Annotated in this window: 18 protein-coding genes, 4 tRNA genes and 1 pseudogene; 14 read left to right on the top strand and 9 right to left on the bottom strand. The window is 61.0% G+C overall.

Going from position 1 to position 23364, the window contains the following annotated elements; all coding sequences use genetic code 11:
• Window positions 1-167 precede the first annotated feature (167 nt).
• The 13 genes from NX773_RS22150 (at window position 168) to rpoC (ending at window position 14372) form a co-directional block, all read left to right on the top strand.
• A tRNA-Tyr gene (locus NX773_RS22150) sits at window positions 168-253 on the top strand.
• A gap of 44 nt (window positions 254-297) precedes the next feature.
• Window positions 298-371, top strand: a tRNA-Gly gene (locus NX773_RS22145).
• 27 nt (window positions 372-398) lie between these two features.
• Window positions 399-473: transfer RNA gene (locus tag NX773_RS22140), tRNA-Thr, on the top strand.
• 78 nt (window positions 474-551) lie between these two features.
• Window positions 552-1742, top strand: coding sequence for an elongation factor Tu (gene tuf, locus NX773_RS22135; RefSeq protein WP_258858404.1), 1191 nt, complete (start codon window positions 552-554; stop codon window positions 1740-1742).
• Window positions 1743-1855: 113 nt separating this feature from the next.
• Window positions 1856-1931: transfer RNA gene (locus NX773_RS22130), tRNA-Trp, on the top strand.
• Window positions 1932-1966: 35 nt separating this feature from the next.
• Window positions 1967-2356, top strand: coding sequence for a preprotein translocase subunit SecE (gene secE / locus NX773_RS22125; RefSeq protein ID WP_258858403.1), 390 nt, complete (start codon window positions 1967-1969; stop codon window positions 2354-2356).
• Window positions 2356-2997, top strand: a complete 642-nt coding sequence (gene nusG, locus NX773_RS22120) for a transcription termination/antitermination protein NusG (protein ID WP_258858402.1) — start codon at window positions 2356-2358, stop codon at window positions 2995-2997. Before secE ends, nusG begins: the two co-directional genes overlap by 1 nt.
• A 161-nt stretch (window positions 2998-3158) precedes the next feature.
• Complete coding sequence (gene rplK / locus NX773_RS22115) at window positions 3159-3590, top strand: 50S ribosomal protein L11 (RefSeq protein ID WP_258858401.1); 432 nt, start codon at window positions 3159-3161, stop codon at window positions 3588-3590.
• Window positions 3590-4297, top strand: a complete 708-nt coding sequence (gene rplA, locus NX773_RS22110; RefSeq protein ID WP_258858400.1) for a 50S ribosomal protein L1 — start codon at window positions 3590-3592, stop codon at window positions 4295-4297. The genes rplK and rplA overlap by 1 nt, the downstream gene beginning before the upstream one ends.
• A gap of 263 nt (window positions 4298-4560) precedes the next feature.
• Entirely contained in the window at window positions 4561-5061 is a 501-nt protein-coding gene (rplJ, locus tag NX773_RS22105; protein ID WP_258823089.1) for a 50S ribosomal protein L10, read from the top strand.
• Between the two features lie 61 nt (window positions 5062-5122).
• On the top strand, window positions 5123-5503 hold the full coding sequence (rplL, locus tag NX773_RS22100; RefSeq protein WP_258823090.1) for a 50S ribosomal protein L7/L12: 381 nt from the start codon (window positions 5123-5125) through the stop codon (window positions 5501-5503).
• A 346-nt stretch (window positions 5504-5849) separates the two neighbouring features.
• Window positions 5850-9959, top strand: a complete 4110-nt coding sequence (rpoB, locus tag NX773_RS22095; RefSeq protein ID WP_258858399.1) for a DNA-directed RNA polymerase subunit beta — start codon at window positions 5850-5852, stop codon at window positions 9957-9959.
• A gap of 162 nt (window positions 9960-10121) precedes the next feature.
• Window positions 10122-14372, top strand: coding sequence for a DNA-directed RNA polymerase subunit beta' (gene rpoC / locus NX773_RS22090; protein WP_258858398.1), 4251 nt, complete (start codon window positions 10122-10124; stop codon window positions 14370-14372).
• A 115-nt stretch (window positions 14373-14487) separates the two neighbouring features.
• Here the strand turns inward: rpoC and NX773_RS22085 are convergent, their stop codons facing one another.
• Window positions 14488-16368: a hypothetical protein gene (locus tag NX773_RS22085; protein ID WP_258858397.1), complete on the bottom strand. Its 1881-nt coding sequence runs from the start codon at window positions 16366-16368 to the stop codon at window positions 14488-14490.
• A gap of 162 nt (window positions 16369-16530) precedes the next feature.
• Between NX773_RS22085 and NX773_RS23665 the strand changes: the two are divergent.
• Window positions 16531-16721: pseudogene (locus NX773_RS23665) on the top strand (hypothetical protein); the annotation flags it as partial.
• A 561-nt stretch (window positions 16722-17282) separates the two neighbouring features.
• Here NX773_RS23665 and NX773_RS22080 read toward each other — a convergent pair.
• The 8 genes from NX773_RS22080 to NX773_RS23585 all read right to left on the bottom strand — a co-directional run bounded on the left by NX773_RS22080 (window position 17283) and on the right by NX773_RS23585 (window position 23348).
• Window positions 17283-17651: a hypothetical protein gene (locus tag NX773_RS22080; RefSeq protein WP_258858396.1), complete on the bottom strand. Its 369-nt coding sequence runs from the start codon at window positions 17649-17651 to the stop codon at window positions 17283-17285.
• A complete protein-coding gene (locus NX773_RS22075; protein ID WP_258858395.1) occupies window positions 17648-18130 on the bottom strand; it encodes a penicillin-insensitive murein endopeptidase in 483 nt (160 codons plus the stop codon). The genes NX773_RS22080 and NX773_RS22075 overlap by 4 nt, the downstream gene beginning before the upstream one ends.
• A 9-nt stretch (window positions 18131-18139) precedes the next feature.
• A complete protein-coding gene (locus tag NX773_RS22070; RefSeq protein ID WP_258858394.1) occupies window positions 18140-18631 on the bottom strand; it encodes an Hcp family type VI secretion system effector in 492 nt (163 codons plus the stop codon).
• A 64-nt stretch (window positions 18632-18695) separates the two neighbouring features.
• The gene (locus NX773_RS23660; RefSeq protein WP_370662277.1) at window positions 18696-18830 is read right to left on the bottom strand and encodes a DUF433 domain-containing protein; all 135 of its coding nucleotides are present in this window, start codon (window positions 18828-18830) and stop codon (window positions 18696-18698) included.
• Window positions 18831-18848: 18 nt separating this feature from the next.
• Entirely contained in the window at window positions 18849-19340 is a 492-nt protein-coding gene (locus tag NX773_RS22065; protein WP_258858393.1) for a chemotaxis protein CheD, read from the bottom strand.
• A 2-nt stretch (window positions 19341-19342) separates the two neighbouring features.
• Window positions 19343-20170 carry a CheR family methyltransferase gene (locus NX773_RS22060; protein ID WP_258858392.1) on the bottom strand — a complete coding sequence of 276 codons (828 nt, stop codon included), beginning with the start codon at window positions 20168-20170 and terminating at the stop codon, window positions 19343-19345.
• Window positions 20163-21662 carry a chemotaxis protein CheW gene (locus NX773_RS22055; RefSeq protein WP_258858391.1) on the bottom strand — a complete coding sequence of 500 codons (1500 nt, stop codon included), beginning with the start codon at window positions 21660-21662 and terminating at the stop codon, window positions 20163-20165. The genes NX773_RS22060 and NX773_RS22055 overlap by 8 nt, the downstream gene beginning before the upstream one ends.
• 24 nt (window positions 21663-21686) lie before the next feature.
• On the bottom strand, window positions 21687-23348 hold the full coding sequence (locus NX773_RS23585) for a methyl-accepting chemotaxis protein (protein WP_307728757.1): 1662 nt from the start codon (window positions 23346-23348) through the stop codon (window positions 21687-21689).
• Window positions 23349-23364: the final 16 nt, after the last annotated feature.

The raw sequence follows: 23364 nt of genomic DNA, 5'->3' as shown, positions 1-23364 counted from the left end.
GGCCGTGAAAAAGCGTGAAAAATTCGCGGGCAAACAGCCCTTGCACTCTTGCAGGACGAGCGGTTACAATCACGCCCCGAAGCGCAGCAGCTGTTTGAGTTGGATCAGCACCGGCGAAAATAGTTGACAGCATTTTGTGCTTGCTTCATACTCTGCGGTTCTTCGCGGGTGGGGTGGCCGAGTGGTTAAAGGCAGCAGACTGTAAATCTGCCCTCTTACGAGTACGCTGGTTCGAATCCAGCCCCCACCACCAAGTTGATTGCGGAATTTGCAGTTGCGGTTGCAGGAGTTGGCCTCGCGGGTGTAGCTCAATGGTAGAGCAGAAGCCTTCCAAGCTTACGACGAGGGTTCGATTCCCTTCACCCGCTCCAGTTGATTCAGGCAATGCAAGAATAAAAGCCCTTGTAGCTCAGTGGTAGAGCACTCCCTTGGTAAGGGAGAGGCCACGTGTTCAATCCACGTCAAGGGCACCAGAATTTTAGTAGTAACAAAAAACCGACGGCAGGGCGCGTGCCCGGCTTCTTCAAAATCGTTAGGATCAGGAGTCTAAAATGGCAAAGGAAAAATTCGAACGGACCAAGCCGCACGTGAACGTCGGCACCATCGGCCACGTTGACCACGGCAAGACCACCCTGACGGCGGCGATTGCAACCGTTCTGTCGAAGAAGTTCGGCGGCGAAGCAAAAGCGTACGACCAGATCGACGCTGCTCCGGAAGAGAAGGCCCGCGGCATCACCATCAACACCGCGCACGTCGAGTACGAAACCGCAAACCGTCACTACGCCCACGTTGACTGCCCGGGCCACGCTGACTACATCAAGAACATGATCACCGGTGCCGCCCAGATGGACGGCGCGATCCTGGTCTGCTCCGCTGCTGACGGCCCGATGCCGCAGACCCGCGAGCACATCCTGTTGGCTCGCCAGGTGGGTGTTCCGTACATCATCGTGTTCCTGAACAAGTGCGACCTGGTCGACGACGCAGAACTGCTGGAACTGGTCGAAATGGAAGTGCGCGAGCTGCTGTCGAAGTACGAGTTCCCGGGCGACGACCTGCCGATCATCAAGGGTTCGGCACGTATGGCGCTGGAAGGCGACACCGGCGAGCTGGGCGAGCAGGCCATCATGAAGCTGGCCGATGCACTGGACAGCTACATCCCGACCCCGGAACGTGCTGTTGACGGCACCTTCCTGATGCCGGTGGAAGACGTGTTCTCGATCTCGGGCCGCGGTACCGTGGTGACCGGTCGTGTCGAGCGCGGCATCATCAAAGTCGGCGAAGAGATCGAAATCGTCGGTATCAAGGACACCGTGAAGACCACCGTGACCGGCGTCGAAATGTTCCGCAAGCTGCTGGACCAGGGTCAAGCTGGCGACAACGTCGGCCTGCTGCTGCGCGGCACCAAGCGTGAAGAAGTCGAGCGTGGCCAAGTGCTGGCCAAGCCGGGTTCGATCAAGCCGCACACCAACTTCACCGGCGAAGTATACGTGCTGTCGAAGGAAGAGGGCGGCCGTCACACCCCGTTCTTCAACAACTACCGTCCGCAGTTCTACTTCCGTACCACTGACGTGACCGGCTCGATCGAGCTGCCGGCCGACAAGGAAATGGTCATGCCGGGCGACAACGTGTCGATCACCGTCAAGCTGATCGCTCCGATCGCGATGGAAGAAGGCCTGCGCTTCGCAATCCGCGAAGGTGGCCGCACCGTCGGCGCCGGCGTGGTTGCCAAGATCCTCGCCTAAGACGGTCTGCAATACCGAGGCAGGACTCCAACCGGTCCTGCCTCGTCAACAAAGGCTTGCCACGAAGCGCGCGCTTGGTGGTAGAATTGCCGGTTCAACTGAGAAGTTTTCGTAGGGGCGTAGCTCAATTGGCAGAGCGTCGGTCTCCAAAACCGAAGGTTGGGGGTTCGATGCCCTCCGCCCCTGCCACCGAATCTGGTGCGGGGCACCGAAAGTAAACTAGTATGTCTAATCAATCCGTGCAAACCGTCGGCAACCCGGGCGACAAGCTGAAGGTTGTGCTGGCGGTGGTTGCTACGATTGCAGGGCTCGTCGGGTTCTTTTACCTGAAAGGCCAAAACAAACCAGCCCTGGTCGCCGCAGGCGCCCTCGTGGCTGGTTTGGCTTTTGCCGTCCTGCTTTTGTGGACCTCCACCTCCGGCCGCGACTTCCTGGGCTTTGCCAAGGAAGCGGTCCGCGAGACCAAGAAGGTTGTTTGGCCGACCCGCAAGGAAGCCACCCAGATCACTGGCATCGTGTTTGCCTTCGTGCTGGTGATGGCGATTTTCCTGTGGGGCACGGATAAGATTCTCGAATTCACGCTGTACGACGTCATACTGGGCTGGAAACAATAATGAGCGAAAACGTGCAAGATAGCGTGCCGGGCGAAGTCCCGGCGGCCGGCGCTCCGGCATCTGACGCTGGCGCCACGCCGGCGGGCGCTCCTGTGAGTGTCCCGGTCAGCAACAAGCGCTGGTACGTCGTTCACGTCTATTCCGGCATGGAAAAGAGCGTGATGCGCGCGCTGAACGAGCGCATCGCCCGCGCCGGCATGACCGAACAGTTCGGCCAGATCCTGGTCCCGACCGAAGAAGTGGTCGAAGTCAAGAACGGCCAAAAATCCGTGTCCGAGCGCCGCTTCTTCCCTGGCTACGTGCTGGTCGAGATGGACATGACCGACGAGACCTGGCACCTGGTGAAGAACACCCCCAAGGTCACCGGCTTCATCGGCGGCAAGAGCAACAAGCCGACCCCGATCCCGGCGCGCGAAATCGACAAGATCATGCAGCAGGTGCAGGAGGGCGTCGAGAAGCCCCGGCCCAAGGTGCTGTACGAAGTGGGCGAGCAGGTCCGCATCAAGGATGGCCCGTTCACCGACTTCAACGGCAACGTCGAGGAAGTCAACTACGAGAAATCGAAAGTGCGCGTCTCGGTCACCATCTTCGGTCGCGCCACCCCTGTCGAGCTCGAGTTCGGGCAGGTCGAAAAAGTGTAATCGGCATTGCCGATGACATCCCCGCGAAGGCGGGGATCCAGGTTGTTACTATCGCCAATCGGAGCGTCGCAGCAGGCAGGCGGAATCCGACAAGAGGAGCCCCGCCTGAGAGGCAGTAGCACGGCGGGGCGCTACTACTCAAATCCAACATAGGAGCCATCATGGCCAAGAAAATCGTTGGTTTTATCAAGCTGCAAGTGCCGGCTGGTAAAGCAAACCCGTCCCCCCCGATCGGCCCGGCGCTGGGTCAGCGCGGTCTGAACATCATGGAATTCTGCAAGGCGTTCAACGCCAAGACCCAGGGCATGGAACCTGGCATGCCGATTCCGGTGGTGATCACCGCCTTCGCGGACAAGTCGTTCACCTTCGAGATGAAGACCCCGCCGGCGACCTACCTGATCAAGAAATACGCTGGCATCACCAAGGGCTCGGCCAAGCCGCACACCGACAAGGTGGGCTCGCTGACCCGCGCGCAAGCGGAAGAAATCGCCAAGCTCAAACAGCCTGACCTGACCGCCGCCGACATGGACGCTGCTGTGCGCGTCGTGGCTGGCTCGGCTCGTTCGATGGGCATCACGGTGGAGGGTATCTAATGGCTAAGCTGTCCAAACGCGTCAAGGCCATGAAGGCCGCTGTTGACCGCAACAAAGTGCACGGCTTCGAAGAAGCAGTTGCCCTGATCAAGAAGTTTGCCACCGCCAAGTTCAACGAGTCGATCGACGTCGCCGTGCAACTGGGCGTGGATCCGAAGAAATCGGACCAGGTGGTGCGTGGTTCCGTGGTGCTGCCGGCTGGTACCGGCAAGACCGTGCGCGTGGCTGTGTTCGCCCAGGGCGAAAAAGCCGAGCAGGCGAAAGCCGCCGGCGCCGACATCGTCGGCATGGAAGACCTGGCAGAGCGCGTGAAGGCCGGCGACATGCCGTTCGACATCGTGATCGCTTCGCCGGACACCATGCGTATCGTCGGTACCCTGGGCCAGATCCTGGGCCCGCGCGGCCTGATGCCGAACCCGAAGGTTGGCACCGTGACCCCGGACGTGGCTGGCGCCGTCAAGAACGCCAAGGCCGGTCAGGTCCAGTACCGCACCGACAAGGCAGGTATCGTGCACGCGACCATCGGCCGCAAGTCGTTCAGCGACGAAGATCTGAAGAGCAACCTGGTTGCCCTGATCGACGCCCTGAACCGCGCCAAGCCGGCAACGTCGAAAGGCGTGTACCTGCGCAAAGTGGCAATCTCGTCGACCATGGGCGCTGGCGTGCGCGTTGACCACGCCACCCTGTCGACCGGCGCCGCTGCCTGAGTAAGGAATTAAGTCCCCGTCCGTAAGGCCGGGGCGCATCTTTGGGCTGGCGGGATTTCCCGCCAGGTTATCAAAGACCGTTGGGCCGAATGCAGCAGGCAGGCAGGAGGTTAATAGACCACCCAACGCAGATGGCGAACCCGAACAAGTTTTGTAGTTCATGCCGCGTGAGTTCATCCGCGTCGGTTTGACTTCTTAACTTCGGACGCCGTGTTCGAACCGATGGAAGGCGCCAAGCCATCCATCATTTAAGGAGGTTGACCGTGGGTCTTAATCTGAATGACAAAAAGGCCGTCGTCGCCGAAGTTTCCGCAAAAGTAGCAACTGCGCAAACGATCGTCGTGGCCGAGTACCGTGGCATTCAGGTGTCTCACTTGACGCAACTCCGTGCAAAAGCGCGTGCCCAAGGCGTGTACCTGCGTGTTCTGAAGAACACCCTGGCGCGCCGTGCTGTCGAAGGTACGCAGTTTGCCCCGCTGGCTGACGCCATGACCGGCCCGCTGATCTACTCGATCTCGGACGACGCCGTTGCAGCAGCAAAAGTCATCAGTGACTTTGCTAAAACCAACGACAAGCTGGTCCTGAAAGCCGGTAACTACGCAGGCAAGCAACTTGACGTTGCTGGCGTGACTGCGTTGGCAAGCATCCCGAGCCGTGAAGTCCTCATCGCCCAGCTGCTGGGCGTCATGCAGGCACCGGTGTCGGGCTTTGCACGTGTTCTGGCTGCGGTTGCAGCGAAAAAAGGCGAAACCGAAGCCGCTTAAGGCTCGCGTCTTTTTCTCAAGTACACATCTGAACTACATTCAATAAAATCTGGAGTTACAAATGGCAATTAGCAAAGAAGAGTTCCTGGACGCAGTTGGCGCAATGTCGGTCATGGAACTGAACGACCTGGTCAAGGCATTCGAAGAGAAATTCGGCGTGTCGGCCGCTGCAATGGCAGCTCCGGCAGCTGGCGGCGCCGCTGCTGGTGGCGCAGCTGCTGCTGAAGAGCAGACCGAGTTCAACGTCGTGCTGGCTGAAGTCGGCGCGAACAAGGTCGGCGTCATCAAGGCCGTCCGCGAAATCACCGGCCTGGGCCTGAAAGAAGCCAAAGACCTGGTCGATGGCGCACCGAAGACCGTCAAGGAAGCCCTGCCGAAAGCCGACGCTGAAGCCGCTAAGAAGAAGCTGGAAGAAGCTGGCGCGAAAGCCGAGCTCAAGTAATAAAAATAAGCAATGGGTGCCAACCGGCACCCTGCGCCGGAGTCAAAGCCCGAAACCCCGCCGTGAAGGTGGGGTATGCGGCTTTGGCTCTTTTGTCGTCTCTGCTACCGCAACAAGGGCAGGGCCGGCAGCAGCAGGCGTAGCGTGGGCAGATTCTGCCCATGCGTTCAGCCAGCCGCCGAGCAGTAGCAGAAGTACCAAAAGTACCAGAGTCACCGGCAGTACGTAGCACGGTTGTCTAATTTACCTGGCGGGCAGTTCGAGACTTGAGGACTTGGTTGTGGGCCGCAAGGCCAGCACTGGCAAATCCTGAATTCTCATCCTTTCTGTCACTCACGGAGTGTCCATGCACTACTCATTCACTGAGAAGAAACGCATTCGCAAGTCGTTCGCGAAGCGCGCCAACGTTCACAACGTTCCCTATCTTCTGGCAACCCAGCTCGAGTCCTACGAGCAGTTCTTGCAAGCCGATACTCCTGTCACCGATCGCAAGAACGAAGGCCTGCAGTCGGCTTTTTCGTCGATTTTCCCGATCGTGTCGCACAACGGTTTCGCGCGCCTCGAGTTCCTGTCCTACGTGCTGGGCGACCCCGCCTTCGACGTCAAGGAATGCCAGCAGCGCGGCCTGACCTTTGCCTCGCCGCTGCGCGCCAAGGTGCGCCTGGTGATCCTGGACAAGGAATCGCCGACCAAGCCGGTCGTGAAAGAGATGAAAGAACAGGAAGTGTACATGGGCGAACTGCCGCTCATGACCGCCAACGGCTCGTTCGTCATCAACGGCACCGAGCGCGTGATCGTCTCGCAGCTGCACCGTTCGCCGGGCGTGTTCTTCGAGCACGACCGCGGCAAGACCCACTCGTCGGGCAAGCTGCTGTTCTCGGCACGCATCATTCCGTATCGCGGCTCGTGGCTGGACTTCGAGTTCGATCCGAAGGACATCCTGTTCTTCCGCGTCGACCGCCGCCGCAAGATGCCGGTGACGATCCTGCTGAAGGCGATCGGCATGACGCCGGAGCAGATTCTGGCGAACTTCTTTGTGTTCGACAACTTCATCCTGCGCCAGGAAGGCGGCGAGATGGAATTCGTGCCGGAGCGCCTGCGCGGTGAAGTCGCGCGCTTCGACATCGTCGATCCGAAGTCGGGCAAGACCATCGTGACGAAGGACAAGCGCATCAATGCCAAGCATGTGCGCGACATCGAAAACGCCGGCATCAAGCACATCTCGGTCCCCGAGGACTACCTGGTGGGCCGCGTGCTGGCCAAGAACATCGTTGACCAGGAAACCGGCGAGATCATCGCCAACGCCAACGACGAGCTGACCGACGAGCTGCTGGGCAAGCTGCGCGACGCCAACGTCAGCGAAATCCAGACCCTGTACACCAACGACCTGGACCAGGGCGCCTACATCTCGCAGACCCTGCGCACCGACGACACCGCCGACCAGATGGCCGCGCGCATCGCGATCTACCGCATGATGCGTCCGGGCGAACCGCCGACCGAAGAGTCGGTGGAAGCGCTGTTCAACGGCCTGTTCTACAGCCCCGAGCGCTACGACCTGTCGGCCGTGGGCCGCATGAAGTTCAACCGCCGCATTGGCCGCGACGAGCTGACCGGCGCGATGACGCTGTCGAACGAAGACATCCTGGCCGTGATCAAGATCCTGGTCGAACTGCGTAACGGCCGTGGCGAAGTGGACGACATCGACCACCTCGGCAACCGCCGCGTGCGCTGCGTGGGCGAGCTGGCCGAAAACCAGTTCCGCGCCGGCCTCGTGCGCGTCGAGCGCGCCGTCAAGGAACGCCTCGGCCAGGCCGAAGCGGACAACCTGATGCCGCATGACCTGATCAACAGCAAGCCGATCTCGGCCGCGATCCGTGAATTCTTCGGTTCGTCGCAGCTGTCGCAGTTCATGGACCAGACCAACCCGCTGTCGGAAATCACCCACAAGCGCCGCGTCTCGGCCCTTGGCCCGGGCGGCCTGACCCGCGAACGCGCCGGCTTCGAGGTGCGCGACGTGCACCCGACCCACTACGGCCGCGTGTGCCCGATCGAAACGCCTGAAGGCCCGAACATCGGCCTGATCAACTCGCTGGCACTGCACGCCCGCCTGAACGAGTACGGCTTCCTCGAGACTCCGTACCGCCGCGTGGAAGACGGCATTGCGACCGACAAGATCGACTACCTGTCGGCCATCGAAGAAGGCCGCTACATCATCGCCCAGGCGAACGCGACCCTGGACGAGAACGGCAAGCTGATCGACGAGCTGGTGTCGGCCCGCGAAGCCGGCGACCCGATCCTGGTCTCGCCGGAACGCATCCAGTACATGGACGTGGCCCCGGGCCAGATCGTGTCGGTGGCGGCATCGCTGATTCCGTTCCTCGAGCACGACGACGCGAACCGCGCGCTGATGGGCGCCAACATGCAGCGCCAGGCCGTGCCTTGCCTGCGTCCGGAAAAGCCGTTCGTCGGCACCGGCATCGAGCGCACCGTGGCGGTTGACTCGGGCACCACCGTGCAGGCTTCGCGCGGCGGCGTGGTGGACTACGTCGACGCCGGCCGTGTGGTGATTCGCGTCAACGACGACGAGGCACAAGCGGGCGAGATCGGTGTGGACATCTACAACCTGATCAAGTACACCCGTTCGAACCAGAACACCAACATCAACCAGCGTCCGATCGTCAAAGTGGGCGACCGAGTTGCCCGTGGCGACGTGATCGCCGACGGCGCATCGACCGACCTGGGCGAACTGGCTCTGGGCCAGAACATGCTGGTGGCGTTCATGCCGTGGAACGGCCTGAACTTCGAGGACTCGATCCTGATCTCGGAAAACGTCGTGAAAGACGACCGCTACACCTCGATCCACATCGAGGAACTGTCGGTGGTCGCGCGCGACACCAAGCTCGGGCCTGAGGAAATCACCCGCGACATCTCGAACCTCGCCGAGAACCAACTGGCTCGCCTGGACGAATCGGGCATCGTGTACATCGGCGCCGAAGTGCAAGCCGGCGACGTGCTGGTCGGTAAGGTGACCCCGAAGGGCGAGACCCAGCTGACCCCGGAAGAGAAGCTGCTGCGCGCGATCTTCGGCGAAAAAGCGTCGGACGTGAAGGACACCTCGCTGCGCGTGCCGTCGGGCATGGTCGGTACTGTGATCGACGTGCAAGTGTTCACCCGCGAAGGCATCCAGCGCGACAAGCGCGCCCAGCAGATCATCGACGATGAGCTCAAGCGCTTCCGCCTGGACCTGAACGACCAGCTGCGTATCGTGGAAGGCGACGCCTTCCAGCGTCTGGAGCGTATGCTCGTTGGCAAGCTTGTCAATGGCGGTCCGAAGAAGCTGGCCAAGGGCGCCGCGATCACCAAGGAATACCTGGCCGACCTGGACAAGTTCCACTGGTTCGACATTCGTCCGGCCGACGACGAGACCGCCAACGCACTGGAAGCGATCAAGGAGTCGATCAACGAGAAGCGCCACCAGTTCGACCTGGCCTTCGAAGAGAAGCGCAAGAAGCTCACCCAGGGCGACGAGCTGCAGCCGGGCGTGCAGAAGATGGTCAAGGTCTACCTGGCCGTCAAGCGCCGCCTGCAGTCGGGCGACAAGATGGCAGGCCGCCACGGTAACAAGGGTGTGGTCTCGCGCATCGTGCCGGTGGAAGACATGCCGTTCATGGCGGACGGCACCCCGGCCGACGTCGTGCTGAACCCGCTGGGCGTGCCGTCGCGTATGAACGTCGGCCAGATCCTCGAAACCCACCTCGGTTGGGCGGCGAAGGGCCTGGGCCTGCGGATCGGCGAGATGCTGCGTGCCAAGGCGCAAGCCGACGAAGTGCGTGCCTTCCTGCAGAAGATCTACAACGAAACCGGCAAGTCGGAAGACCTGGACAGCTTCAGCGACAACGAGATCCTCGACCTGGCGAACAACCTGAAGAACGGCGTGCCGTTCGCGACCCCGGTGTTCGACGGTGCGCACGAAGAGGAAATCCGCCGCATGCTGGACCTGGCGTTCCCGGACAACATCGCCAAGCACCTGGGCATGACCCCGTCGAAGAACCAGGTGACGATGTTCGACGGCCGCACCGGCGAAGCGTTCGAGCGCAAGGTGACCGTGGGCTTCATGCACATGCTCAAGCTGCACCACCTGGTGGACGACAAGATGCACGCCCGCTCGACCGGCCCGTACTCGCTGGTGACGCAGCAGCCGCTGGGCGGTAAAGCCCAGTTCGGTGGCCAGCGCTTCGGTGAGATGGAGGTGTGGGCACTGGAAGCATACGGCGCCTCGTACGTGCTGCAGGAAATGCTGACCGTGAAGTCGGACGACGTGAATGGCCGTACCAAGGTGTACGAAAACCTGGTCAAGGGCGACCACGTGATCGACGCAGGCATGCCGGAATCGTTCAACGTGCTGGTGAAGGAAATCCGTTCGCTGGGTATCGATATCGACCTGGAACGCGGTTAAGCCCGGCGCGTACCGCTAACGTATGCGCCGTCATCCCGGCGAAGGCCGGGATCCATGCTGAGTCAGCTACTTCGGACACTCAGCATGGGCTCCGGCTTCCGCCGGAGCGACGGGGTTAGCGGTGAAGTAGTAAGTAAAGAATTCAATCACCTGGAGTGATCAATGAAAGCACTGCTCGATCTATTCAAGCAAGTTCAGCAAAACGAGAGCTTCGACGCCATCAAGATTGGCCTGGCGTCGCCTGAAAAAATCCGTTCGTGGTCGTACGGCGAAGTCAAGAAGCCCGAAACCATCAACTACCGCACCTTCAAGCCGGAGCGTGACGGCCTGTTCTGCGCCAAGATCTTCGGCCCGATCAAGGACTACGAGTGCCTGTGCGGCAAGTACAAGCGCCTGAAGCACCGCGGCGTGATCTGCGAGAAGTGCGGCGTGGAAGTGACCCTGGCCAAGGTGCGCCGCGAGCGCATGGGCCACATCGAGCTGGCTTCGCCGGTCGCCCACATCTGGTTCCTCAAATCGCTGCCGTCGCGCCTGGGCATGGTCCTGGACATGACGCTGCGCGACATCGAGCGCGTGCTGTACTTCGAAGCATACGTCGTGACCGATCCGGGCATGACCCCGCTGAAGAAGTGCCAGATCATGTCGGAAGACGACTACGCCGCCAAGTACGAAGAGTACGGCGACGACTTCACCGCATTCATGGGCGCCGAGGGCATCCGTGAACTGCTGCGCTCGATCGACATCAACCGCGAAGCCGAAGCGCTGCGCGTGGAGCTGAAAGAGTCGAAGTCGGAAGCGAAGATCAAGAAATACGCCAAGCGCCTCAAGGTGCTCGAGGCGTTCCAGCGTTCGGGCATCAAGCCGGAGTGGATGATCATGGAAGTGCTGCCGGTGCTGCCGCCGGAGCTGCGTCCGCTGGTCCCGCTGGACGGCGGCCGCTTTGCGACCTCCGACCTGAACGACCTGTATCGCCGCGTCATCAACCGTAACAACCGCCTGAAGCGCCTGATGGAACTGCGCGCTCCGGAAATCATCACGCGCAACGAAAAGCGCATGCTGCAAGAAGCAGTGGACTCGCTGCTGGACAACGGCCGTCGCGGCAAGGCGATGACCGGCGCCAACAAGCGTCCGCTGAAGTCGCTGGCAGAGATGATCAAAGGTAAAGGCGGCCGCTTCCGTCAGAACCTGCTGGGCAAGCGCGTGGACTACTCGGGCCGTTCGGTCATCGTGGTGGGCCCGCAGCTGAAACTGCACCAGTGCGGCCTGCCGAAGCTGATGGCGCTGGAACTGTTCAAGCCGTTCATCTTCAACAAGCTCGAACTGATGGGCCTGGCGACCACGATCAAGGCCGCCAAGAAACTGGTCGAGCAGCAAGAGCCGGTGGTGTGGGACATCCTGGAAGATGTGATCCGCGAACACCCGGTCATGCTGAACCGTGCGCCGACCCTGCACCGCCTTGGTATCCAGGCGTTCGAGCCGGTCCTGATCGAAGGCAAGGCCATCCAGCTGCACCCGCTGGTCTGCGCCGCGTTCAACGCCGACTTCGACGGTGACCAGATGGCAGTGCACGTCCCGCTGTCGATCGAGGCACAGATGGAAGCCCGCACCCTGATGCTGGCTTCGAACAACATCCTGTTCCCGTCGAACGGCGAGCCGTCGATCGTGCCGTCGCAGGACATCGTGCTGGGCCTGTACTACGCCACCCGTGAGGCGATCAACGCCAAGGGCGAGGGCATGATGTTCCCGGACGTGTCGGAAGTGATCCGCGCCTACGACAACAAGGAAGTCGAGCTGGCGACCCGCATCACCGTGCGTATCGTCGAGCATCCGAAGAATGCCGAAGGCGGCTTCGACCGTACCCTGACCCGCTACGAGACCACCGTCGGCCGCGCGATCCTGTCCGAGATCCTGCCGAACGGCCTGCCGTTCTCGGTGCTGAACCGCCCGCTGAAAAAGAAAGAGATCAGCAAGCTGATCAACACCTCCTTCCGCAAGTGCGGCCTGCGTGCCACCGTCGTGTTTGCCGACAAGCTGATGCAGTCGGGCTTCCGCCTGGCAACGCGCGCCGGTATCTCGATCGCCGTGGACGACATGCTGATCCCGGACGTGAAGAAGATCCTGATCTCGACCGCCGAATCGGAAGTCAAGCAGATCGAGCAGCAGTACGCATCGGGTCTGGTCACCGCCGGCGAGCGCTACAACAAGGTGGTGGACATCTGGGGCAAGACCTCGGACGAAGTCGGCAAGGCGATGATGGACCAGCTCAAGGTCGAGCCGGTCGTCAAGCGTGACGGCACCAACGGCACTCAGGAATCGTTCAACGCGATTTACATGATGGCCGACTCGGGCGCGCGTGGTTCGGCAGCCCAGATCCGCCAGCTGGCCGGCATGCGCGGCCTGATGGCGAAACCGGACGGCTCGATCATCGAAACGCCGATTACCGCGAACTTCCGCGAAGGCCTGAACGTGCTGCAGTACTTCATCTCGACGCACGGCGCCCGTAAGGGTCTGGCCGACACCGCGCTGAAGACCGCGAACTCGGGTTACCTGACCCGCCGCCTGGTCGACGTGACCCAGGACCTGGTGGTGACGGAAGACGATTGCGGCACCAGCAACGGCACGCAGATGAAGGCGATGGTCGAGGGTGGTGAAGTGATCGAAGCCCTGCGCGACCGTATCCTGGGCCGCGTGGCAGGCACCGACATCGTCAACCCGGAAACCCAGGCGACGCTGTACGAAGCCGGCACGCTGCTCGACGAAGACATGGTCGAAGAAATCGAGCGCCTTGGCATCGACGAAGTGAAGGTCCGCACCCCGCTGAACTGCGAAACCCGCTACGGCCTGTGCGCCAAGTGCTACGGCCGTGACCTTGGCCGCGGCATGCTGGTGAACGCCGGCGAAGCAGTCGGCGTGGTGGCAGCGCAGTCGATCGGTGAGCCGGGTACCCAGCTGACCATGCGTACCTTCCACATCGGTGGTGCGGCATCGCGTGCGGCAGTGGCATCGTCGGTGGAAGCCAAGTCGAACGGCACCATCCGCTTTACCGCGACCATGCGTTACGTCACCAACGGCAAGGGCGCCCAGATCGTCATTTCGCGTTCCGGCGAAGTGCTGATCACGGACGACCACGGCCGCGAGCGCGAGCGCCACAAGGTGCCGTACGGTGCGACCCTGAGCGTCAAGGACGGCATGGCTGTGAAGGCCGGCACCGCCCTGGCAACCTGGGACCCGCTGACCCGTCCGATCATTACCGAGTACGCAGGTACGATCAAGTTCGAAAACGTGGAAGAGGGCGTGACCGTCGCTCGCCAGGTGGACGAAGTGACCGGCCTGTCGACCCTGGTGGCGATCGACGCCAAGCGCCGCGGTTCGGGCAAGGCCATGCGTCCGCAGGTCAAGCTGCTGAACGAAGCGAACGAAGAAGTGAAGATCGCCGGCACCGAGCACAGCGTGACCATCGGCTTCCAGGTCGGCGCGCTGATCATGGTGAAGGACGGCCAGCAAGTGTCGGTGGGTGAAGTGCTTGCACGTATCCCGACCGAGTCGCAGAAGACCCGTGACATTACCGGTGGTCTGCCGCGCGTTGCCGAGCTGTTCGAAGCCCGTTCGCCGAAAGACGCCGGCATGCTGGCGGAAGTCACTGGTACGGTCGCCTTCGGTAAAGAAACCAAGGGCAAGCAGCGCCTGGAAATCACCGACATGGACGGCAACAAGCACGAGTTCCTGATCACCAAGGACAAGCAAGTGCTGGTGCACGACGGCCAGGTGGTGAACAAGGGCGAGATGATCGTGGACGGCCCGGCCGATCCGCAGGACATCCTGCGCCTGTTGGGTATCGAAGCGCTGGCCCGCTACATCGTGGACGAAGTGCAGGACGTGTACCGTCTGCAGGGTGTGAAGATCAACGACAAGCACATCGAGGTGATCGTTCGCCAGATGCTGCGTCGTGTGCAGATCACCGATGCCGGCGACACCGACTACATCGTTGGCGAGCAGGTGGAGCGTTCGGAGCTGCTGGAAGAGAACGACCGCGTCAACGCCGTTGGCAAGCTGCCGGCGCAGTACGAAAACGTGCTGCTCGGTATCACCAAGGCATCGCTGTCGACCGACTCGTTCATCTCGGCCGCATCGTTCCAGGAAACCACCCGCGTGCTGACCGAAGCTGCGATCATGGGCAAGCGCGATGGTCTGCGCGGCCTGAAGGAAAACGTGATCGTCGGCCGCCTGATCCCAGGCGGTACGGGTCTGGCGTTCCACCGCGCCCGCAAGGAGAAGGAGCAGTGGGAGGCGGAAGAGCGCGCCCAGCTGCTGCAGCAGGAAAAGGCCAACATGGCCGCCGAGCTGCAAGCGATGGAAGACCAGGCCAACGCCGCCCAGCAGGAAGCGGAAACGCATCCGGGCGAAGGGGAGTAAGCTTAGTCAGCCTCAGCAAAAACGGCACCCCTCGGGTGCCGTTTTTTCTTCTTAGATATCACGTCGGGATATGACGGGGGAGCTCAACCTAATGGCTGAGCTCCAGCTCGGCAAACTACACTGTCCCGGCTATGAACTTGACGGAGAAAGTGGCCTCTATCAATTTTTTGAGGTTTATAACTTTGACCGTCGAGCTATATACCGACCCTTCTTCACTTTCAATGTCATAGATCTCCCATTCGAAATCATTCCCGGTTACTTTTCTGACCGAACCAAAGCAAGTAAAGGTGTCACGGATTTGTTTTGTTGGGTCTAGGTTAACCTCCCATGCCACAATGAAATCAACTACGGCGAGGGCATGATTAAAAGGTCCGGAATTGTTGAAGTCGTACTTGTATTCGACGGAGACGACGTTCTTATCCGCAAGGGGCGGCTTGACCGATTCATCATTAATCCCAAGGCTATCGATTCCCTGAGTCGAAAACGTTAGGATTTTTTTCCAATATTCTCTAAACGGTGAGCCTGGCGGCAGCAGGTTTTGAAGTGTGGCGTAGAGCACGCCGACCAGGTATTCCTCGCCCGGCATGGGTGAAAGGAAAAGATGTTCTTTAGAGTCCTCGCTTAGGCGGAAGCGCTCCCTTTTCTTAAGCAATTGACGGGATGCTTCCAAGATCTCCATCTGCTCGTTTAGCTTATTCTCTGTACTTTCTTTTTTGAGTCGGGAAAGAAGTTCGGCGAAGATAGAATCCGACTTTCGCTGCGCGTCGAGGAATTTCTTTACTTCTTTGATGAATTCAGGATCCAGTAGGGTATCAAAGGCCTTCTTGCTCAGCGAGTTGCGGTTAGTTACGAGATCGAATTCGCCATCTATAATTATGCAAAAGTGCGTCGAACTGTCACCGTCCGCCAATACTCGGTACTCGTCGATCGATTCCAGAAGTTCGAGGTATTTGCAAATCTTAATGCCGTTGACCGAAATGAAAAGACCTCGCTGGTCGCCCAGTCGTATGCCGGATCGTCCTTTCCCCTTCCTATCCAGATGAAGATACTCTTCGTGCGCACGTCGATTTCCGTCAATGGCCATAATAATCGAATACGTCGCGCCGCCCACCTGAAAACACTTTGCAGCTCTACTAAAGAATCGGCCGTCCCTTAGCCGGGAAACTTGAGCTGGCGTTTTAACGTCAACTTCGTTCGATTTCTCCAGGTACGGGAATCCGTGGGGGATCTGAAAGGCCTTCTTGTTGGCGAAGCACGTTAGCGATGCTTCACCGATCTTGGAACTGACTTGCGTGATCTGGTTTTGCGTGAAACCGTGTGCTTTGTCGAGCCTCCTGACATCACCGTGTCGACTGAAGAACCTGATATAGTTATAGACGTAAGACTCTTCTGGCCGCTTTTTCAGGGCGAAATACTTTCCGAAGTTTTCGGTGTCAAGTGTATCGATGAGGACCACGGTGCCGGTCACGAGCGCGGATTTCTGAATATAATCATAAAGGCCTTTGATGGCTAAATCCGACTCGTTCGAGAGACTTGGGAAAAACTTATCGATGATTTCGGTAAGTTTGTTCGGTTTGGCCTCAGGCAAAATGCTAAAGCTGGTGTCAAGATTCGCCCGTGGGTTGTCGATGACCTTATAGTACCATTCGTCTTTCTTTGGATTGATTTTTGTCGCGACGAGAATTCGCGAGCACGCGAAACAGAGCTTGGATCCTTGGCACTTATAGCCGATTGAGCTACCTTTCTTCTTGGTCGACTTCCCAATTGAGAAGAACGCCTCCCAAGGAGTGATCCCGTTTGTCTTTTTGCTGCTTGATAGTCCTGTGCCATCGTCAGCAAAAATGAGACCGCTCTCGGTGACTAGGGGCGCATAGAAGAGGTTTTTTGCCCCTGCGTCATACGAGTTCGAGATTAACTCTCGGAGTATTTCGCACGGATCGTTCCGATTGACCGATAACTCGCCTAAAACGTGTCTAAATTCGATTTGTGGTTTCACATTTTCCCTTGGCAATGATTTCGTGGTGAAAATATAGCACGTTCAATAACGCTCGCGAATGTAGGCTGTTAAGACGCAACGACCAAGCGGGCTAGGGCAAAGAACTGTGGCAGAAGCTGGGGTCAGGTCTCGAAGCCACCATCAGAGTTCGGCATCAGGCCGGAAGCTGCGAGCATGGGCAAGCGCGATGGCCTGCGCGGCCTGAAGCAAAAAGGTGATCGTCGGCCGCCTCATCTCGGGCCATACGGGTCTCGTGTTCTACCGCGCTCCGCAAGGAGAAAGAGCAGTGGGAAGCGGAAGAGCGCGCCCAGCTGCTGCAGAAGGCAAAGGCCAACATGGCCGCCGAGCTGTAAGATCGAAGACCAAGCCAACGCTGCTCATCAGGAAGCGGAAACGCATCCGCGCGACGGCGAGTACGCGTAGTCAGCTTCAACAAAAACCGCACCTGCGGGTTCGTTTTTTTGAGGTGTAGACGACGTGGCGGCCGATGGGGGCCGCTAGCCGGTCTCCTTAACCTTCGCAGATGCGCCCGCCAGTAATCCCCCATATGCTCAAGCCCGTCGAGAGATCAAACCCGAAAGTGCACCAGTAGCCGCGTGGAGAATGGCGGCAGATCAGAGCGTCTCGTTCTCGCACTTTAATCTCGGGATGGCCCGTGCATGCTCGTTCCGGTGGGGCCCCACGTGCTGGACCTGCACCAATCGCATCATAGATTTCCTTTGCCGCGGTCCCGCGTAGGCTGAAAGCAACCTTGGCGTCCCCGGGCGTTGGCGCATGTGCTTCCGCCTGGGTGGGATAGCCGCCGTAGATGACGTAATCACCAGAGAGCTCCCCAGAGGTGTAGTCCCATACGGCGACTGCAGTCTTTGCGGTGAGTACTCCGCAAAGCGCAGCCGCCATGATAAGTGGTGGCCTCAGCATATCGCTCCACTGATGCTGCGTCCGCTCACCAAATCAACCCCGAAGGTGCATTCGTAGCCGTACTTGGGGTCATACCAGCAGACCAGCTCGGCGCGTTGACGCATGCGTTTTCCATCTTCGGCGCCGCAGGCATCTTTCAGGTCAGGAGCCATCGTGTCGAACATTTTCCTGGCAACCTGGCCGGTCACGGAGAATGCAATGTTCTTGCTGTGCTCGCTTGGCGGCAGTGGGTCGCCTAAGTCGCCGCCATAGATCGAATAGGTTCCGCTGAACGGCTGGAAGGCGAAGCGCCACGGGCGCACCTCAGTTGCCAATGTCACCCCACAGGCAAGAAACGCGATAGCGGCGGCTGCTTTCTTCACTTTGATTGCTTGGCGGCGTTGATGGTTACATGAAAATGGTCATCGTGATGTTTGGCTGGCTTTACTCGGGGGATCATCGGGTCATTGAAATAGACGACTTGTACGATGCCGGACTCAAAAAACATTGCGATCAAGCTCGCCGTTGCCGCTTGGTCGTATTGTTCGTCGAAGCGTGAGATTGGCGCGTGTTTGCCGTCTTTGCGAAACAACCTGATGTCCACGTCGCGGCCGCTTCGATGACTGCTATGTGGCGGAAATTTGGTGCCATCGGCCAAGCTGATGTTCCCAATGCCGATCTGTCGATCATCTATCCCTTGCCAACGGTGCTCGATCGAGAGCAGCAGCGATAGCAGTCTTGGGTCCGCGTATTGGCCGGCGCCGCCCGCGGGAGTGCCGTAGGTGTAGTACCCGACGTCCTCCGGCTTTAGCGGCAGCATGAAGAAGCCACGGTTATCTTTGGGTTGTACCTGGACCATCATCCCGCCTCGCTACGCGATGCGATTTGTCGCGAGGTTCCAGCCGCCCATAGTATTGCCGCCGGCGCCGCCTCCGATCTTCTGCTGGGTGTATTTCCAACGCACCTTCGCGAACCTCAGTCCGATCGAATCGTGCAGAATGCCGCCCTCGTGCGCAGCTTGATTCATGCTATCGATGAGAACGTTCTCCAGCTCGACCTCGTAGTACTTCACCGGCGTGCCTTGGCCGTCTGCGCGCATGAATTCGAGTTTCGCTTTCGGGATGGTCCTGCCAGAAGAGCAGGTCTGCATCAGGATCGGTGAAGATAGGTCAGCCATCTTTGTGATGGTGATGCTTGAGTGCTCGCAGCGCTCCGCTGTGTGGCCGCCGGACGTGGAGGCCGTGGCACTTTTCGGCTGCTTGACTCCCCACTGCGCGGACGTCAGTTCAATCCAACCGTCATGTCCATGGTCGGACGATTCGCCCTTGATGCCGTCGATCTGCAAGTACACGTCGATCGCCATAGAATTCCCCTGTCATTTCGTCACCCAGCCATTCTGTGACATACGGGAACCGGAACAATTGCGACTACTCAATGCCGTGCGCTTCTTGGCGGACTTTATGGGAGGCGCCGGCCGCGAGAAACGAAATAATATCTGCCACCCGGGGCCGCACACCGCGGATGCACGGTCTCTCGCCACACTTGTCGGGCTCGGAGGTAATGCGTGGACACCAAGTCGGCTACCGAGCTCCATCCGGTGCCGGCACCCGCGTCACCTTCACACTTCCGCTGGCGCAGTCGACCTGGATTTGGCGCGCGTGAAACCCGGCCAGATCAGCCGAATGCACCTTGATGCCGTGTGCCTCCAGTACCCGCTGCGCCGCCTCGATATTGAGCTGCCCCACCGGCAACACGCGCCCGGCCGCGGGCGTTCGCTGCATCATGTTTCCGCCGCCGGCAAGATGCGCTTCGATCTCGGCGTGGTGTTCCGCCATCGCGCCCATCGCGTCGAGCAGCGAGATCACGGCCTGGTCCACGTAGCGCGCGCGGCCGTGTCCAATCGAAGCGTCAGGCGCCAGCGGCAGCAGGCAGTGTGCCAGCCCGTACACGCCGCGCGCGCGCCACAGCAGGGCCACGCCGATGCACGAGCCCAGCGTGGCCTTCAGGATGGTGGGGCTGTGCCCGATCGCCAGCTGGCCGATGCGCACGTGAACCAGATCCGGTTCATTCATTGTCAGGTGGCGCGCCGGTAGATTTGCGGTTGCTCGAACTGGAACGGCACGTCCAGCGACGTGAGCGATTCGGCCTCGCCAATCATCAGCACGCCGCGCGCGTGCAGCGCCGGCGCGACCTTGCGCACGATGGCGACCACGTCCTCCGGCTTGAAGTAAATGAGCACGTTGCGCAGAAAAACCACATCGAAGGCGTCCTCCCACGGGCTCGCTTGCAGCAGGTTGTGGACCGAGAACGAGATGCGTTCCCGCACCGCGTTGCCGAGCATGAACCGGTCCCGCGTCTCCAGCGCGTTGTAGCGCGCGAACAGTTCCGGCTGGGCCGCCTGGAACGCGGTGACGGCGGAGCCAGCGTACTCGCCGCGCCGCGCCCGTTCCAGCACCTCGGCTGCGATGTCGGTGGCCGTGATCTGGTAGCGGAAGCCCGGGTGGTGCCGGCGGAACTCTTCGCAGCAGATCGCAATCGTGCACGCTTCTTCGCCCGTCGAGGCCGCCGCCGACCACACCTGCAATGGCCGCTCAGGATGCTGCTCCCACCACGCCGGCAGGAACACATCGCTCAGGTACTGCCAGATCCTGGGCGTGCGGAAAAACGCGGTGTGGTGCGTGGTCACCGCGTCGATGAACGGCTGGCGCTCGCGTTCGTCATTCGCCAGCAGTTGCAGGTAGCTCTCGTACGAGGCGAGCTTGAGCTGGCGCATGCGCGGGCGCAGGCGCGACTGCAGCATCGAGCGCTTGGCCATGCTCATGCTGATGCCGGTGTGCCGGCGAACCAGGTCGAGCGCGCTCTGCAAGGTGCTCGCGTCCATGTCGTCGAACGATTCAGGCATCGGCCGTTTCGACCTGCCGCTCCGCGATTGCGGCAAAGACCCGTGTCGAGCTCAGGACCTGCAAATGCAGCTGGCGCTCATCGACTGCATAGCGGATGACTTCCGTGATGTCGTCACGTACGGCCGCCGCCATGGCGTGGCGCAGCAGCGCGGGTACCGGGATCTTGTCCGAGGAATCGACGCGCACGATGCTTTCGACCGCATCCACGAGCAAACCCAGCAAGGCGTCGCCGTTGTCGAGCACGACGATCTTGCGGTCCGGCTGCTGGTTGGATTCCTCCGCGCCCAACTGGTAGAACGAACGCACATCGACCACCGTCACCAATTGCCCGCGCAGGTTGAACATGCCGGCCACGAAGTCCGGCGCGCCGGGCATGACGATGAGCCGGTCCGCGTGATCGATAATCTCGCGCACCTGTTGCATCGGCAGCGCGAATGCGTCGCGCGCGCGGAACCACAGGTAGGGCAGGCGATGTTCGACTCTGCGCCGGGCGGTGCGCGCCGACTGCTCGCTGGCGCCAAACAGCTGGCTGAAGTTGCCGGTCACGCGCTGGATTTCGCCATGATCGAGGACGTTTTGGCTGTCGAGCAGGAACACGTGGCCGCGTTCGCCGAAGTCGATGCAGCCGGCGAACATGGCGGCCTTGTGCCGCCCGAGCACGGGCACGCGCATCAGCTCATCCTCGAAATAGGCATCGATGGATTCCACCGCATCGACCAGCAGCCCGACCTGCGCCGTGCCGAGGTCGAGCACGATCACGCGCGACTCGGCGGCGTTGGCATCGGTTTGCGTATCGGCCTGCAGCAGCGCGCTGAAGCGAACCACCGGCACAATCTGCTCGCGAATATGCATCACGCCCGCGCACAGGTCTTCCTGCACGGGCGAGCGCTCGATGCCGGAAGCCAGCACGATTTCGCTGATGCCGCCAATGGCAAAGGCGAGCCGCATTGCGCCGACCCGGAAGATGATGCAGCGCTTGCGCTGCGCCCGTGCGCGCGCGCCGTTGGCCGCGCCCATCCCGTCCTGCGGGTGCGGCACGTCTTCCAGTGCGATCAGGCGGGGAAGGGCCAGCACCCGCACCAGCGCGCCCGCGATCTTGAGCACGCCGGCCACGAGGCGGCGCGTGGATGCGTCCTCGTACTCGAACAGCGTCTGCTCATCGCCACGTGGCCGCAGCACGCGCCCGGTGTCGTCCACGATCAGCCCGAGGCGGACGCCATTGAGCTCGACCACCACCACCTTGGTCGCGGCCGCCCCGCTGCGCGGGCTCGCCTGCAGCAGGCGCCTGGCATCGAGCGCGGGGACAATGGTGCCGCGCAGGTTGAAGACGCCGGCCACGAAGTCGGGTGCGAGCGGCATCGGCGTGATCTCGGACGGCAGGTTCACCACCTCCCGCACGTGCCGCACGTCCACTGCATACTCATCGCCATCCACCGTGAACGAGGCGTAGATGGCTTGTCCCGGGCCGCCCCGGGTTGTTGTCGTGCTCAAGTCAGCTCTCCGTGTGCGCCTGGATCAGCCCTTGGCCTTGAACTGCTGGAATGCCGTGTTCAGGTTCTGGGCGACGGCGTCCAGGTCGCGGCAGCTGCCGTCGATGCCTTCCGCCGCGGCCGCAGCCTTCTCGGTTTCCTCGGCCACTTGCTGCACTGCTTCGCCGATCATCTTCACGCTTTCGAGCTGCTCCTGAGCGGCGCTCGACACCTCGGCAATCGCCTGGCCGGTCTGGCGCACGCCGTTGACGATCTTGGTGAACGCTTCGCCGGCCTGGTTGGATACCTCGCTGCCTTGCACGATCAGCTTGATCGAGCTGTTGATGAGTTTGGAGATTTCCTTGGTGGCCTGGGCCGAGCGTTCGGCCAGCTTGCGCACTTCGTCAGCCACCACCGAAAAGCCCAGGCCATGCTCGCCGGCGCGCGCTGCCTCGATCGCGGCGTTAAACGCCAGCAGGTTGGTCTGTCCGGCGATTTCGCTGATGACCTTGACGATCTCGGACATATCCTCGGACGACTGGCGCAGCACGTCCATCGCCTCGATTGCCTTGCCGATGGCCTTGGCGCCCACTTCGGCCTCGTCCTGCGTGGTGCGGGCCACCGCGTCGGTGCTGCGTGTGCTTTGTGCGATCGAATGAATGGAGGCGGTCAGTTCTTCCACCGAGGCGTTCATCTCTTCGGTGGTGGCGGACAGCGACTGGCTGCCCGCGGCGACCGAGCCGGACTTGGCGAGGATGTCGGCGGTCTGCTCCGACAGGCGCTGCACGAGCGCGCCGATCGACTGGTCCAGGTTCTCGGCGCGGCGCTTCTCGTCGTCGATGTCCTTGAGCGAGCCGGCCACACGCAGCGGGTTGCCTTCGGCGTCGCGCAAGGTGGTGCCGATGGCGCTGAACCAGCGGTATTCGCCCGACTTCAGCTTGAGCTTGTACTCGCGGTTGAACGGGGTCTTGCCGGTCTTGTCGCCCAGGTGCGCGCCAAACGCGTCCAGCGTGACCTGCTTGTCTTCCGGGTGCAGCAGCGAGGCCCAGCTATCGAGCACGTTGGGGAAATCGGTCTCGTCGCTGTAGCCGAGCAGCTTGCGGAACTGGTCGGACCACCAGAACGGCGTCTGCGGGCCAATGTTGCCGTCCCCCGGGTACACCATGTCCCACAGGCCTTCGCTGGCACTGTCGTTGACCAGCTTGAAGCGGGTCACCGCCGCATCCAGCTCGGCTGCGCGGCGCTTCTCGTCCGTGATGTCGCGCATGGAACCAGCCACCCGCAGCGGATTGCCATCGGCGTCGCGCAGCGTGTTGCCGCGGGCGTGGAACAAGCGGTATTCGCCCGAGCGCGTCCTGACGCGGTATTCCAGGTCGTACGGGGTCTTGTCCGTTTTGTCGGACAGGTGCGCGGTGAACGCGGCCATTGCGGCGTCCGCGTCTTCGGGGTGCAGCAGCGAGGCCCAGCTGTCGAGCACGTTCGGAAAGTCGGTCTCGTCCTTGAAGCCGAGCAGGCTGCGCATCTGGTCCGAGACCCAGATCGGCGTCTGGGGGCCAACATTGCCGTCCGCCGGGTAGGCCATGTCCCACAGGCCTTCGCTGGCGCTGCGGTTCACCAGTTCGAAACGTGCCAGGGCCTCGGCCAGTTGGGCGTTGACGTCATGTTGATTGGTTTCGGCAACTGCAGGCCGGGCGGACGAAGCGGGCATCTGAATCTCCATATCT

It is taken from the genome of Massilia solisilvae (assembly GCF_024753215.1).
Classification (GTDB): Bacteria; Pseudomonadota; Gammaproteobacteria; order Burkholderiales; family Burkholderiaceae_D; genus Telluria; species Telluria solisilvae.
Note: the sequence above shows the minus strand (reverse complement) of the source record. Positions and strands in the feature narration are given on the sequence as shown.

Coding starts and splice junctions, on each gene's coding strand:
- tuf (WP_258858404.1), top strand. CDS start 552: ATGGCAAAGGAAAAATTCGAACGGACCAAGCCGCACGTGAACGTCGGC.
- secE (WP_258858403.1), top strand. CDS start 1,967: ATGTCTAATCAATCCGTGCAAACCGTCGGCAACCCGGGCGACAAGCTG.
- nusG (WP_258858402.1), top strand. CDS start 2,356: ATGAGCGAAAACGTGCAAGATAGCGTGCCGGGCGAAGTCCCGGCGGCC.
- rplK (WP_258858401.1), top strand. CDS start 3,159: ATGGCCAAGAAAATCGTTGGTTTTATCAAGCTGCAAGTGCCGGCTGGT.
- rplA (WP_258858400.1), top strand. CDS start 3,590: ATGGCTAAGCTGTCCAAACGCGTCAAGGCCATGAAGGCCGCTGTTGAC.
- rplL (WP_258823090.1), top strand. CDS start 5,123: ATGGCAATTAGCAAAGAAGAGTTCCTGGACGCAGTTGGCGCAATGTCG.
- rpoB (WP_258858399.1), top strand. CDS start 5,850: ATGCACTACTCATTCACTGAGAAGAAACGCATTCGCAAGTCGTTCGCG.
- rpoC (WP_258858398.1), top strand. CDS start 10,122: ATGAAAGCACTGCTCGATCTATTCAAGCAAGTTCAGCAAAACGAGAGC.
- NX773_RS22075 (WP_258858395.1), bottom strand. CDS start 18,130: ATGATGGTCCAGGTACAACCCAAAGATAACCGTGGCTTCTTCATGCTG.
- NX773_RS22070 (WP_258858394.1), bottom strand. CDS start 18,631: ATGGCGATCGACGTGTACTTGCAGATCGACGGCATCAAGGGCGAATCG.
- NX773_RS22065 (WP_258858393.1), bottom strand. CDS start 19,340: ATGAATGAACCGGATCTGGTTCACGTGCGCATCGGCCAGCTGGCGATC.
- NX773_RS22060 (WP_258858392.1), bottom strand. CDS start 20,170: ATGCCTGAATCGTTCGACGACATGGACGCGAGCACCTTGCAGAGCGCG.
- NX773_RS23585 (WP_307728757.1), bottom strand. CDS start 23,348: ATGCCCGCTTCGTCCGCCCGGCCTGCAGTTGCCGAAACCAATCAACAT.